Origin of the sequence: Comamonas sp. 7D-2, assembly GCF_022749555.1 — a bacterium.
Lineage (GTDB): Bacteria > Pseudomonadota > Gammaproteobacteria > Burkholderiales > Burkholderiaceae_C > Comamonas > Comamonas thiooxydans.
On the sequence record NZ_CP094238.1, the window covers coordinates 4573237 to 4586378 of the forward strand.

At 62.1% G+C, this 13142-nt stretch carries 13 protein-coding genes; 4 read left to right on the forward strand and 9 right to left on the reverse strand.

The window, feature by feature from the left end; translation table 11 throughout:
• Positions 1-28: 28 nt before the first annotated feature.
• Positions 29-181, reverse strand: coding sequence for a rubredoxin (locus MPZ60_RS21020; protein ID WP_034399566.1), 153 nt, complete (start codon positions 179-181; stop codon positions 29-31).
• Positions 182-296: 115 nt separating this feature from the next.
• Here MPZ60_RS21020 and MPZ60_RS21025 point away from each other — a divergent pair, with 115 nt between their 5' ends.
• The 3 genes from MPZ60_RS21025 (at position 297) to MPZ60_RS21035 (ending at position 4488) form a co-directional block, all read left to right on the forward strand.
• Positions 297-1265, forward strand: coding sequence for a bifunctional hydroxymethylpyrimidine kinase/phosphomethylpyrimidine kinase (locus MPZ60_RS21025; RefSeq protein ID WP_012839730.1), 969 nt, complete (start codon positions 297-299; stop codon positions 1263-1265).
• Positions 1249-2553: a glutamate-1-semialdehyde 2,1-aminomutase gene (gene hemL / locus MPZ60_RS21030; RefSeq protein ID WP_034353945.1), complete on the forward strand. Its 1305-nt coding sequence runs from the start codon at positions 1249-1251 to the stop codon at positions 2551-2553. Before MPZ60_RS21025 ends, hemL begins: the two co-directional genes overlap by 17 nt.
• Positions 2554-2715: 162 nt before the next feature.
• On the forward strand, positions 2716-4488 hold the full coding sequence (locus MPZ60_RS21035) for an alkaline phosphatase (protein WP_034354011.1): 1773 nt from the start codon (positions 2716-2718) through the stop codon (positions 4486-4488).
• Positions 4489-4521: 33 nt separating this feature from the next.
• Here MPZ60_RS21035 and MPZ60_RS21040 read toward each other — a convergent pair whose 3' ends face one another.
• From MPZ60_RS21040 to MPZ60_RS21075, 8 genes are all read right to left on the reverse strand, one after another.
• Positions 4522-5157 (reverse strand): DNA-3-methyladenine glycosylase I, encoded by a 636-nt coding sequence (locus MPZ60_RS21040; protein WP_034354014.1) that lies wholly within the window; start codon positions 5155-5157, stop codon positions 4522-4524.
• A gap of 138 nt (positions 5158-5295) precedes the next feature.
• Positions 5296-6780 (reverse strand): amino acid permease, encoded by a 1485-nt coding sequence (locus MPZ60_RS21045; RefSeq protein ID WP_034353948.1) that lies wholly within the window; start codon positions 6778-6780, stop codon positions 5296-5298.
• Between the two features lie 311 nt (positions 6781-7091).
• Entirely contained in the window at positions 7092-7787 is a 696-nt protein-coding gene (locus MPZ60_RS21050) for a phosphatase PAP2 family protein (RefSeq protein ID WP_034354016.1), read from the reverse strand.
• A gap of 114 nt (positions 7788-7901) precedes the next feature.
• Positions 7902-8354, reverse strand: coding sequence for a c-type cytochrome (locus MPZ60_RS21055; protein ID WP_034353951.1), 453 nt, complete (start codon positions 8352-8354; stop codon positions 7902-7904).
• 182 nt (positions 8355-8536) lie between these two features.
• Positions 8537-10135 (reverse strand): bifunctional phosphoribosylaminoimidazolecarboxamide formyltransferase/IMP cyclohydrolase, encoded by a 1599-nt coding sequence (purH, locus tag MPZ60_RS21060; RefSeq protein ID WP_034353954.1) that lies wholly within the window; start codon positions 10133-10135, stop codon positions 8537-8539.
• Between the two features lie 87 nt (positions 10136-10222).
• A complete protein-coding gene (locus tag MPZ60_RS21065) occupies positions 10223-10456 on the reverse strand; it encodes a Fis family transcriptional regulator (RefSeq protein WP_003071135.1) in 234 nt (77 codons plus the stop codon).
• A complete protein-coding gene (gene dusB / locus MPZ60_RS21070) occupies positions 10453-11517 on the reverse strand; it encodes a tRNA dihydrouridine synthase DusB (RefSeq protein WP_003071134.1) in 1065 nt (354 codons plus the stop codon). Before dusB ends, MPZ60_RS21065 begins: the two co-directional genes overlap by 4 nt.
• Before the next feature lie 154 nt (positions 11518-11671).
• Complete coding sequence (locus tag MPZ60_RS21075; protein WP_034353957.1) at positions 11672-12325, reverse strand: M15 family metallopeptidase; 654 nt, start codon at positions 12323-12325, stop codon at positions 11672-11674.
• A gap of 290 nt (positions 12326-12615) precedes the next feature.
• On the opposite strand from MPZ60_RS21075, the gene MPZ60_RS21080 reads away from it, so the two are divergent.
• Positions 12616-13137 carry a YqaA family protein gene (locus tag MPZ60_RS21080; protein WP_042437679.1) on the forward strand — a complete coding sequence of 174 codons (522 nt, stop codon included), beginning with the start codon at positions 12616-12618 and terminating at the stop codon, positions 13135-13137.
• Positions 13138-13142: the final 5 nt, after the last annotated feature.

Consider the following 13142-nt stretch of genomic DNA (forward strand, 5'->3'; position numbering starts at 1 on the left):
TCGTTGATGGAGTGAGCGACTCTTGCACTCAGATTTCCACCATTTCAAAATCTTCTTTGCGTGCACCGCATTCCGGGCATGTCCAGTTCATGGGCACATCTTCCCAGCGGGTGTTTGGAGCAATTCCATGTTCGGGGCAGCCTTGGGCTTCGTCATAAAGCCAGCCACAGGTCAAACACATCCAGGTTTTAGGGTCAGTCACAGCTTAAAGGGGCTTCACATAGAATGCAACGATTGTATCTAGTCACAACCCCGGCTCCCACCCTTGCATTCCCGGGTGCAAACTGGGGTGCGCCATGGCATTGAACCCCATCTCCTCCACTCCCCCTCGCCGCACCCGCCAGGAAGAAGCGACAGAATCAGCACCCGTCTGCGTGCTGTCTTTCAACAGCAGTGACCCCAGCGGAGCCAGCGGGCTCTCGGCCGACATCGCCACCATCTCCTCCATCGGCGGTCATGCATTGCCCGTGGCCTGCGGCGCCTACGCCAGAGACACGGCCCGCATCTACGAGCACTTTGCACTCGACGATGACGCGGTGACCGAGCAGGCGCGCATGGTGCTGGAGGACATTGCCGTCACCGCCATCAAGGTCGGCTTTGTAGGCAGCCCTGCCAACCTGGCCGCCATTGCCACTATCTCATCGGACTACCCCGACATTCCCATCATCAGCTACATGCCGGACCTGTCCTGGTGGGAGGACGACAAGCAGGATCAGTACCTGGATGCGTTCAAGGAGCTTGTCCTGCCTCAAACCTCGGTGTTGGTTGGAAACCACAACACGCTGTGGCGCTGGTTGCTGCCAGAATGGGAAAACAGCCGTGCGCCCACGGCGCGCGACATCGCCATGGCCGCCGAGGCACTGGAAGTGCCTTATGTGCTGGTGACCGGCATCCCCCTGCCCGACCAGTTCGTGGACAACGTGCTGACCACGGCCCAGTCCGTGCTGGGCAACAGCAAGTACGAGATGTTTGACGCCACGTTCACAGGTGCTGGTGATACGCTGTCCGCTGCGATTACGGCCCTGCTGGCCACCGGCAACGATCTGGGCGCCGCGACGCTGGAAGCGCTGGAATACCTGGACCACAGCCTGGATGCCGGCTTTCGCCCCGGCATGGGCCACTATCTGCCCGATCGCCTGTTCTGGGCCCAGCCCACCGAGGACGAGGAGTCCGAAGACGAGCAGGCCGAAGATGCCACCGATGACGAACCCGACTCCAAGCCGATTGAAGGCTTTGTGATTCCCTCTCATGACACAAAACACTGATCTGAATACTGCATTGTTCGAGCGCGCCAAGGGCGTGATCCCCGGCGGCGTGAACTCGCCGGTGCGCGCTTTCGCCGCCGTGGGCGGCACGCCGCGCTTCGTGAAGCGCGCCCAGGGCGCTTATTTCTGGGACCAGAACGATCAGCAGTTCACCGACTACATCGGCAGCTGGGGCCCCATGATCCTGGGCCACGGCCACCCCGAAGTGGTCGAGGCCGTGCAGGCCGCCGTGCTCGAAGGCTTCAGCTTCGGCGCCCCCACCGAACGTGAAGTGGTGCTGGCCGAGAAGATCCGCGCCCTCATGCCCAGCATGGACATGGTGCGTCTGGTCAGCTCCGGCACCGAAGCCGGCATGAGCGCGCTGCGCCTGGCGCGCGGCTACACGGGCCGCAACAAGATCATCAAGTTCAACGGCTGCTACCACGGCCATGCGGATGCCCTGCTGGTCAAGGCCGGCTCGGGTCTGGCCACCTTCGGCGCCTCTTCCTCGGCAGGCGTGCCTGCCGATGTGGCCAAGGACACCATCGTGCTGGAGTACAACGACGTTGCTCAGCTCGAAGAGGCCTTTGCCAAGATGGGCAGCGACATTGCCTGCGTCATCATGGAGCCGATTGCCGGCAATATGAACTTTGTGCGCGCCTCGGTGGACTTCACCCGTCGCATCTCCGAGCTGACCCGCGAGCATGGCGCGCTGCTGATCTATGACGAAGTCATGACGGGCTTCCGCGTCGCCCTGGGCAGCGCACAAAGCCTGTATGCCAAGGAAATCGAAGGCTTTGCGCCCGACATCACCGTGATGGGCAAGGTCATCGGCGGCGGCATGCCCATGGCTGCCTTCGGTGCCCGCCGCGAGATCATGGAAAAGCTCTCGCCGCTGGGCCCCGTCTACCAGGCCGGCACGCTGTCGGGCAACCCCATTGCCACGGCCTGCGGTCTGAAGACGCTGGAGCTGATCAGCCGCCCCGGCTTCCACGCCGAGCTGCACCTCAAGACCGGCCACCTGATGCAGGGCCTGAAGGCCGAAGCCAATGCCGCCGGCATTCCCTTCAGCGTGGACTGGCAAGGCGGACTGTTCGGCTTCTATTTCCTGCCCGAGCTGCCCACGCACTACGCCCAGGTCATGAAGACCGACGGCAAGGTCTTCAACAAGTTCTACCACGGCATGCTGGAGCGCGGTCATTACTTTGCCCCGGCGCTGTATGAGGCAGGCTTTGTCAGCGCAGCGCACAGCGACGAAGATATCGACCGCACCATAGAAGCGGCCCGCGAAGTGTTCAAGACACTGTAAATCCCTGCCCGCCCAACAGGCCCTGCAGACCATGTCTGCAGGGCTTTTTCATTGGTGGCGGCGGACTGCGCCTGCACCGGCTTCAGCCGCAGCGGCTCGGCGTTTCACAGCCACGTCATGGACGCTTGCCACGCTCGCGTTTTTGTCAGCAATGAAAGCACCATGACCGACGAATCCAGCAAGCCGACGCTGCACAACCTGCTCAAAGACACTGCCGCCGAAGCCAGTGACCTGAACCGCCGCCGCTTTGTGCGCCAGATGGCCTGGAGCGCCGGCGCTATATCCGTTCTGCCGCTCGCGGCCTGCGGCGGCGGCGATGAGAGCCAGACAGAGGCCAAGCCGGCCGACCCCGAAGTCCGCTTCGTCCATGGCCTGGCCAGCGGCGATCCGCTGTCCGACCGCGTGATGCTCTGGACCCGCGTCACCCCGCCCGCCAGCCACCAGGCAGACATTCCCGTGCAATGGGAGCTGGCCAGCGACGCGGCGTTCACCTCCGTCGTGGCGCGTGGCGAGAGCAGCGCCACCGCCGCCAGGGACTTCACGGTCAAGGTCGATGCAGCCGGCCTCAAGCCTGCCACGGTCTATCACTTCCGCTTCCGCGCCCACGGCGTGACTTCGGCGGCAGCACGCACGCGCACCTTGCCCACCGGCTCGGTGGCCCAGGTCAGACTGGCTGTCTTCTCCTGCGCCAACTACCCGGCCGGCTACTTCAATGTATACGCCGATGCCGCCAGGCGCAGCGACCTGGACGCCACGGTACACCTGGGCGACTACATCTATGAATACGCGCGCGGCGGTTATGCCTCGGCCCAGGCCGAGGCCATGGGCCGCCTGGTCAATCCTGCCGGAGAAATTCTCTCGCTGGCCGACTACCGTGAGCGTCATGCCCAGTACAAGAGCGATGCCGACCTGCAGGCCCTGCATGCCGCCGCGCCCATGATTGCCATCTGGGACGACCACGAATTTGCCAACGACACCTGGAGTGCGGGAGCCGAGAATCACCAGCCCGGCGAGGGCGACTTCGCCATGCGCAAGGCGGCTGCCATGCAGGCCTACCACGAGTGGATGCCCACGCGTACCGCGAGCGCCGAGCTGATCTACCGCAGCTTCGACTTTGGCGATCTGGTCTCGCTGCACATGCTGGACACCCGCGTGATAGGCCGCGACAAGCAGCTGGACTATGCGGATTTCATGACCTCTGCCGGCATCGACTCGGCGGGCTTCGCCACGGCCATGGCCAACCCGTCGCGTCAGCTGCTGGGTCAGACCCAGACACAGTGGTTGCAGCAGCAGATGGCGGCCTCCCGTGCCATCTGGCAGGTGCTGGGCCAGCAGGTGCTGATGGGACGCATGAACATTCCCGCGCCCATACTCATGGAGACCATTCAAGCCGGTGCAGGCGTATCGGTCTCGCAGTACGCAGCGCTGGTTGCCAAGGCGCAGACCGCGCCGGCCACACTCACGCCTCAGGAGCAGGCCATCCTGGCCCAGCCCTCGATTCCCTACAACCTGGACGCCTGGGACGGATACCAGGCCGCGCGCGAGACCGTTCTGGGCTCCGCGCGTCAGCTCGGCAAGAAGCTGGTGGTGCTGGCCGGCGACACGCACAACGCCTGGGCCAGCGAGCTGCAGGACATGAACGGCAAGGCCGTGGGCGTGGAGTTTGCGACCTCCTCGGTCAGCTCGCCGGGCTTCGAGGAATACCTGCCGGGCGAAGACCCCGCTACGCTGGCCGCTGCGCTGCAGCAGCTCATCAAGCCGCTCAAATACTGCGACACCTCGCGCCGCGGCTATATGCTGGTGACGGCCACGGCAGATGCCTGCCGCGCCGACTGGATATATGTGAACACCATCAGCAACCGCCAGTTCACCGCCAGCACCGAAGCCTCCATGAAAGTTCTGGCCAGCGCGCCGGGGCTGCTGGTCAAGGCTTGACCCCCGGGCCGGCAAGGCGGAACAAGCCCGCCCTCAGGGCCGCTGAAAAGCGGCTCTGGCGCGCTCCACTTCAGCTCTGGTGATGCAGCCCGGCGCATGGTCGTTGACCATGCCCATGGCCTGCATCAGCGCATACATGGTGGTCGGCCCGACAAACTTCCAGCCGCGCTTCTTGAGCTCCTTGGACAGGGTTTGCGACTCCGGCGTCTGGGCCTGAATGGTCGTGCCTGTCGATGGCACAGCAGGCTGATAGCGCCAGAAGAACGCGGCCAGAGAGCCTTCGGCCTGGACCATTTCGATGGCCCGCTGGGCGTTGTTGATCACGGCTTCGATCTTGCCGCGGTGGCGCACGATACCCGCGTCCTGCAACAGGCGCTGCACATCGGCCTCGCCGAACTGCGCCACGCGATGAAAATCGAAACCCGCAAAGGCCGCGCGAAAGTTCTCGCGCTTGTTGAGAATGGTCAGCCAGCTCAGGCCGGACTGAAAGCCTTCCAGACAGAGTTTCTCGAACAGGCGCTGATCGCTGCCCACCGGAAATCCCCATTCGCGGTCGTGATAGTGCACATAGCCCGGCGTGGCCAGACACCAGCGGCAGCGCTGCTGGCCGTCTTCGGCGGACTGGGTGGGGGAGCGGGTCGGCGTGGTCTCGGTGGGTTCGGTACTCATGCCCAGCACTCTAACCAATGCAAAAGCCCTGCAGAGCGTTCCCTGCAGGGCTTTTGTTTTGATAGCTTCTTACGCTTGATATCAAATGATTTCAGATATTAAACATATTGAAATCAATGAATATCAAGCGCTAACAGCTCACTTTTTATCTGCCTGAGCCAGGCGCGAATGGCGCATGCCATAGGCCATATAGATCACCGCACCCAGCGCCATCCAGCCCAGAAAGCGCAACCAGGTCAGCGTGGTCAGATTCAGCATCAGATAAAAGCACAGCAGAGCCGAGAGCACTGGCAGCACAGGCACAAAAGGCACGCGGTAGCCGGCTCCGACGTCGGGACGCTTTTTGCGCAGCACCAGCACGCCGATGCTGACCAGCACAAAGGCCGACAGCGTGCCGATGTTGATCATCTCCTCCAGCAGCTCCACCTTGGTAAAGCCTGCCAACAGCGCCACGATCACGCCCACTGCCAGTTGCAGGCGAACCGGCGTCTTCCGCCTGGCCGATGTCACGCCCCAGCTGCGCGGCAGCAGGCCGTCGCGGCACAAGGCCAGCAACACGCGCGAGCTGCCCATCAGCAGCACCATGACCACGGTGGTCATGCCGATCAGCACGCCGACCGAGATGACCTGCGCCGCCCAGCCGGCGCCCACGGCAATGAATGCAGTGGCCAGCGACGGATTCTCGGCCCTGGCCAGTGCCGTATAGGGCACCATGCCGGTCAGCGCCAGCGTGACCAGGATGTAGAGTACCGTCACCAGCACCAGCCCGCCGAGAATGCCGCGTGGCAGCGTGCGCTGCGGGTCCTTGACCTCTTCGGCCGAGGTTGCCACCACATCAAAGCCCAGGAAGGCGAAGAACACCAGCGATGCGCCCGAGATCACACCCAGCCAGCCATACTGGCTGGGCTCGGCACCGAACAACCAGGCCAGCATGGGCTGCCCCCACAGGTCACCGCTCACGCCATGAGCCACCACGGGCGGCTGTGCACTGGGTACAAAAGGCCTGAAGTTGTCGGTGTTCATATAGGTGAAGCCGACGACGATCACAAACACGGTGATCGCCAGCTTGATGACGGTGAACAGGTTGTTGACCTTGGCCGAGACCTGGGTGCCCGCAATCAGCAAGGCCGTGAACACGGCCACGATGAAGAACGGCCCCCAGTTCAGCGAGAAGTCGCCGATCTCGATGCTCTGCGCGATATCCAGCCCTGCCGTGGAGAACACGGCCGACAGATAGATGCCCCAGTACTTGGCCAGCACGGCAGCGGCCGAGATCATCTCCAGCAGCAGATTCCAGCCAATGATCCAGGCCAGGCCCTCGCCCAGCGTCAGATAGGTATAGGTATAGGCGCTGCCCGTGACGGGCACGGTGGAGGCGAACTCCGCATAGCACATGATGGCCAGCGCGCAGGTCGCGGCCGCCAGAATGAAGGAAAAGATCACGGCCGGCCCGGCAAAGCTGCCGGCTGCGCGAGCCCCCACCGAGAAGATCCCCGCGCCCACGGCCACGGCCAGGCCCAGAATCATCAGATCGAAAACACCCAGCGTGCGCTGGAGCTGCCGGCCCGGCTCGTCGGAATCGGCCAGCGCCTGTTCAATGGTTTTGGTTTTCAGCCACTGCATGCATATCCCCGGGCTTTGAGAACGTAAACACGTTCTTAGCCACGCTTTTGGCGCGGCGCTTTCGGCCCGGTCCTTTTTGTCAAAAAGGCATCCTAGGGATTTCACCAATGATGCGCAGATTCCCTGCAGCATCACCAGTCCATCTGCATGTTTTGTGCAGGCCCGGCTGCACACCCATCTCAAAACAGACTAGTCAGGCCCGCGCTTCACGAAGCCTGCACCGCACACAAAAATCGCGCTGCAGTCCTGCATGCAAGCGAGCACTGACGCAGGATTCAAAAAAGGCCCGAGGCAGAGCAATCCTGCCCGGCTCAGATTCGCGGAGGCTGCGGCGGCACATCGGCCGGGCGAATCAGCAAGCAGAGCACTGGCACCAGCAGCAGCGCAGTGACCACATCCAGCACATGGTGCTGATGCACCAGCATGGTTGAGGCACAGATTGCCGCGCTCCATAGCGCAATCAGCAGACACAGTCCCCTGCGACCACGCTGCCATTGCGCCTGGCAGATAGCCAGACAGGTCAGCGCCGTGTAGACGATGTGCAAAGAGGGCAGCAGGTTGTGCGGCTTGTCCACCAAGAACATGGTCGCAAAAATGCTGCGATAAGGCTCGAATTCGGGAATCGCGCGCTCGAAGGCCAAATTTGCCGGAAACAGCACGAAGATCAGACCGCAGATCAGCGTACCCAACACTTGGCGCTTGCCCAGCGCCGCCGTACCGGGCTGCCCCACCAGCCAGAACGGCAGGGCCAGAAACGGGAAAAACGAGAAATAGACAAAGATGAATTCCGGCACCAGCGGAATCATGGCGTCCCAGCGCGTGATGAAGTCATAGCGCTGGTCGCGCAGGCTGGCCAGCCAGTTGGCCGTGGGATAGATCGCGTAGGTGGCGATGTTCACCCATATGGCCCAGAAGACAAAGCCACGCTGGCGAGCCGGGGCATGCACAGGCCCGTGCAGGGCTTGATCGGCTTGGCTCAGCACAGGAGTGGGCGCGGGTTTTCTCATGTGACGATTATGAAAGCAAGGCCTGCCACCCTGCGCAGGCTGCAAAGCAAAAAAAGGCTGCCAGCGCAAAGCGCTGGCAGCCTTGGAATTCACGCTGGATCTCAGCAACCGTGCTTATCGAGCCGCAGCCGATGGCGCCTGAGCCGACAGCACCCAACGGGCCATCTGCAGAGAATCGGCCTCGCTGATTTGCGGATGGCGCGGCATGATCACATTGCCCCAGACACCCACGCTGCCGCTGCGAATCTTGTCTGCCAGATAGCTCTGGGCATCGGCTTGCGAGCCGTACTTCTGTGCGATCTCCGTAAAGCCCGGGCCCACAAATTTGCGGTCCAGACCATGGCAGCGCATGCAATCTGCGCCCTCCACCAGCTTTCGGGCTGCTGCCAGCTCGGGCTTGGCAGCCACCAGCGCATCCGCCGCCTTCTCGGCCGTGCTGACCCGCATGATGCGCCAGCCGATATTGGCCACGCCCAGGGCCGACGCCAGCATGACCAGCCCGATCAGCCAGCCAATCCAGCGCGGCCTGGGCGGATAGTTTTCTTCGTCGTCGATGGGATCTGTCATACCAAGCACCAGATTCAAAAAAAGAATGGCCAGCAAATGCCGGCCACAGAGCACAAAGCACAAAACTGGCGCGCCCTAAAACCAGAGACACCAAGGAAGCGCCGTCGCGCACCGAGGGTGTCGTCCCCCTCCGGCGCAAAGCGAGAGAGGGGGAAGGCGCGATAGCGCCTCAGGGGAAGCAATTAGTGCCTGAAATGGCGCACGCCGGTGAAGACCATGGCCACGCCACGCTCGTTGGCAGCATCGATCACTTCCTGATCGCGCATGGAGCCGCCAGGCTGGGCCACGCAGGTAGCGCCTGCATCGACCACCACGTCCAGGCCGTCGCGGAAGGGGAAGAAGGCATCCGACGCCACGACGGTGTTCTGCAGCGACAGCTTGGCGGCTTCGGCCTTGATGGAGGCAATACGGGCCGAATCCAGGCGCGACATCTGACCTGCGCCCACGCCCATGGTCATGCCGTTCTTGCAGAAGACGATGGCATTGGACTTGACGAACTTGGCCACGTTCCAGGCGAACAGCAGGTCCTGAAGCTCTTCGGGAGTAGGCTGCTTGACGGTCACGACCTTGAGGTCGGCCAGCTTGAGCTCATGGTTGTCCGAGGTCTGCAGCAGCAGGCCCGAGCCGATGCGCTTGGACTCGATGGCGTTGCGGCCGTTGTCCCAGTCGGTTGCGCCGCCGGCGGGCAGAGCGATCTTCATCAGGCGCACATTGACCTTGGCCTTGAAGATTTCCAGGGCTTCGGCGCTGAACTCGGGAGCCATCAGCACTTCGACGAACTGCTTGGACACGGCTTCGGCAGCGGCCTTGTCCACAGCGCGGTTGAAGGCGATGATGCCGCCAAACGCGCTGGTGGGGTCGGTCTGGAAGGCCTTGGAATAGGCTTCGAAGGCATTCGCGCCCACGGCCACGCCGCAGGGGTTGGCGTGCTTGACGATCACGCAGGCAGGGGTGTCAAAGCTTTTGACGCATTCCCAGGCCGCGTCGGCGTCGGCGATATTGTTGTAGCTCAGCTCCTTGCCCTGCAGCTGCACGCCCGTGGCCAGCGAGCCGGGAGCGGGGTACAGGTCGCGGTACCAGGCGGCTTGCTGGTGGCTGTTTTCACCGTAGCGCAGATCCTGCACCTTGATGAAATGGCCGTTGGACTGGCCGCCGAACAGGGCGCGCTCGGGCACATATTCTTCGCTGAGCTTTTCGTCTTCGAACTTGACGCTAGACAGGTAGTCGCTGATCGCTCCGTCATACTGGGCAATGCGGTTGAAGGCCGCCACGGACAACGCAAAACGCAGCTTGTCGGACAGCTTGCCGTTCGCCTTGAGTTCGGCCAGCACGGCTTCGTACTGGTCGGCGGCGGTCAGAACGCCCACATCCTTCCAGTTCTTGGCAGCGGAACGCACCATGGCGGGGCCGCCGATATCGATGTTCTCGATGGCGTCGGCCAGGGTGCAGCCGGCCTTGGCCACGGTAGCTTCGAAGGGGTAGAGATTGACCACCAGCAGGTCGATAGTCTCGATGCCATGCTCCTTCAAAGCAGCCATGTGCTCGGGCAGTTCGCGGCGAGCCAGCAGACCACCGTGCACCATGGGGTGCAAGGTCTTGACGCGGCCGTCCAGCATCTCGGGGAACTTGGTGACTTCGGCGACTTCGGTCACGGGCAGGCCCACGCCTGCCAGCAGCTTGGCGGTGCCACCGGTGGACAGCAGTTGCACGCCAAGAGCGTGCAGGGCTTGCGCAAATTCGACGATACCGGTCTTGTCAGAGACGGAGATCAGAGCTTTCATGGGCGTCAATTCAAAGTTTGGATAAAAACAAGCTGCAAGTGCAGATATATCAAGCGCTTGCAGCTATGGATTTGGTAGCTTCGTCGTTCAGAGCAATTCGTGATCGACGAGCTTTTTGCGCAGGGTGTTGCGATTCAGGCCCAGCCATTCGGCGGCGCGCGACTGGTTGTTGTCGGCCTGGCCCATCACCACTTCCAGCAGCGGTTTTTCGACAAGACGAATCACCATGTCGTAGACATTGGCCGGTGTTTCGCCCTCGAGATCGCGGAAATAGCCCTCCAGGCTATCGCGAACGACTTGTTCTAAATTCTGATTGCTCATGCAGCCATTTCTGCCGGTTCGTCCAGCTCGCTGCTTGCTTCAGCAGCGGCCGTGGCCGCCGGGATCCGCTCCATCTGCTGCCCCAAGGCATCCAGATAGTCGGCCACGGCCTGCCATTGCACCGCACAGTCCTCAATAGTGTTGATGTGTTTTCTGAACTCTTCCCCGCCCGGCAGAGCTCGCAGATACCACGCAATATGCTTGCGGGCGCTGCGCACGCCGACTCCCTCGCCATACAGGCTGTAGTGATCTTGCAAATGTTCGAGCAGCAGACGACGCAGCTCGGCCACCAGAGGAGGAGCCAGATGCTCGCCGGTGGCCAGAAAGTGCGCGATCTCGCGAAAGATCCACGGCCTGCCCTGGGCTGCACGGCCGACCATGATGGCGTCCGCCCCCGTATAGGCCAGCACATCGCGGGCCTTTTCGGGACTGTTGACATCGCCATTGGCCACCACGGGCACTTTGACGGCCTGCTTGACGGCCGCAATCGTGTCGTACTCGGCAAAGCCCTTGTAGCCCTGCTCGCGCGTGCGGCCGTGCACGGTCAGCATCTGGATGCCGACATCTTCAAACTGGCGCGCCAGCAGAACTGCGTTCTTGTGCGTATCGCACCAGCCTGTGCGCATCTTCAGGGTGACGGGCACGTTGTAGGGACGTGCGGCCTCCACCACGGCCTGGGCAATTTCCACGGCCAGCGGCTCGTTCTGCATCAGGGCGGAACCCGCCCATTTGTTGCAGACCTTCTTGGCCGGACAGCCCATGTTGATATCGATGATCTGCGCGCCGCGCTCGATGTTGTAGATGGCAGCCTCGGCCATCATGGGCGCTTCGGTGCCGGCAATCTGGACCGAGATCGGCCCAGGCTCGCCTTCATGGTTGGCACGGCGACTGGTCTTGAGACTGTTCCACAAATCCTTGCGGCTGGTCACCATCTCGCTGACCGCGTAACCGGCCCCCAGTGCCTTGCACAGCTGACGAAACGGCCGGTCCGTCACACCCGCCATGGGAGCGACAAACAGACGATTTGCCAATGGAATATGACCAATGTGCAGGGCGGGCATGGAGAGAATTTGGTTTCTGCGGCAGGCAATGTCTGGCACAGACCGGGCGCTGGAAAAGAGGGGGCAATTATACCTGCTCAAATTTTCAGCAAAACCAAACTCCATGCATCACCCTGCGAGGCGAGTCACTATCGGGCAATGCAGCACCGGCGTCTCAGTTTTTACGCACCGGCATGTCAAAGTACTGCTCGGGATAGGGCTCGCTGACCAGCGTGTAATGCCACCACTCCTCTGGCAGGTTCTTCCATCCGTTGCGCTGCATCAGGCTGCGCAGCCAGCGGCGGTTGTGCTGCACATCCGGCGATTGCTGGGCATTGTCGGTATGCGACTGCTCGTCAAATAGATCGAAGGGCGTTCCCATGTCCACTTCGATACCGTCGGCCAGCGGGCCACGCACCAGCTTTCTGGCGCGCTTGGCATCCACCACCAGCAGCGTCATGTCCACGGTGCTGGCACGGCTGTGACCCGATTTCTCGGCGATGTAGCCACGCTTGAAGAGCTCGCTCTTGGGCACGCGCGGGTAATACATGTCCTTGTTTTTCTGATCGGCCATATCGCGACCCCAGCGCACAAAGTCGTCGACGGCCGCCTGGGGTCGGTAACAGTCATAGACCTTCAGAGCCAGCCCCTGTCCAGCCAGTTCCTCTTGAACAGCTGCCAGAGATTCGGCAGCCACGCGGCTGAGCCAGCAAACCCCGGCTTCATAGCCAGCCACGGGGCGGCCCATGAAGTTGTGCTTGGAGACATAGCGCATGTCCTGCTTGATGCCGGGCGCCAGCGTCGCCAGCGGCACCAGATCGGCAGTCACGGTGACCGCTGGTCTGGCATCAGACGGCGCGATGGTCTTTATGTTCGGTGCGCAACCAGCTATCAAAAGCAAAGCGACTGCCAGGGCTGCTGCCTGACTCGATCGCATCATTTTTTTTAGAGGGCTGAAAGCCATTCCTACTCCCATTGATCTGGCGTTACCGGATAACACCTGTGTACGCATTTGGATAAGAAACCATATATCAACAGCCTGCAACTATGGCCGATGACCGAGAAATGACAGGATGCAAAGTTCAGGGAATTGAGCGACCCGCCTAAACTAGCCGCCCTATGGAAGCGTGGATACATCAGTTGCTGCAATGGCTGGCCCTGCCGGAGCTGGGCCTTAGCACCGTGTTTGTCGTGGCCCTGGTCTCGGCCACCCTGCTGCCGCTGGGCTCTGAGCCCGTGGTGGCCGCACTGGTCTCAGCCAACCCCGATCTGTTCTGGCCCGCCATTGTGGTCGCCACGGCGGGCAACACGCTGGGTGGGGCCATCAGCTGGTGGATGGGACTGGCCGCCAACCAGGCCTGGAACAAGGCCAAAAAGCTGCGCCGACATGGAGAGCCGCCGCCCCAGAACATGCACCACAAGTCACGCTGGAACCGCATCGCCCGTTACTGGCTGCGCAAATACGGCGCCAAGGCCTGCCTGCTGAGCTGGCTGCCCGTCGTCGGCGACCCGCTATGCGCGGTCGCCGGCTGGGTGCGCCTGCCTTTCTGGCCCTGCGTCGCCTATATGGCAGTTGGAAAATTCCTGCGCTATACCTTGATGACGGCAGGCCTGCACCAGATCATTCAGCGCTTTTTTTAGATCCA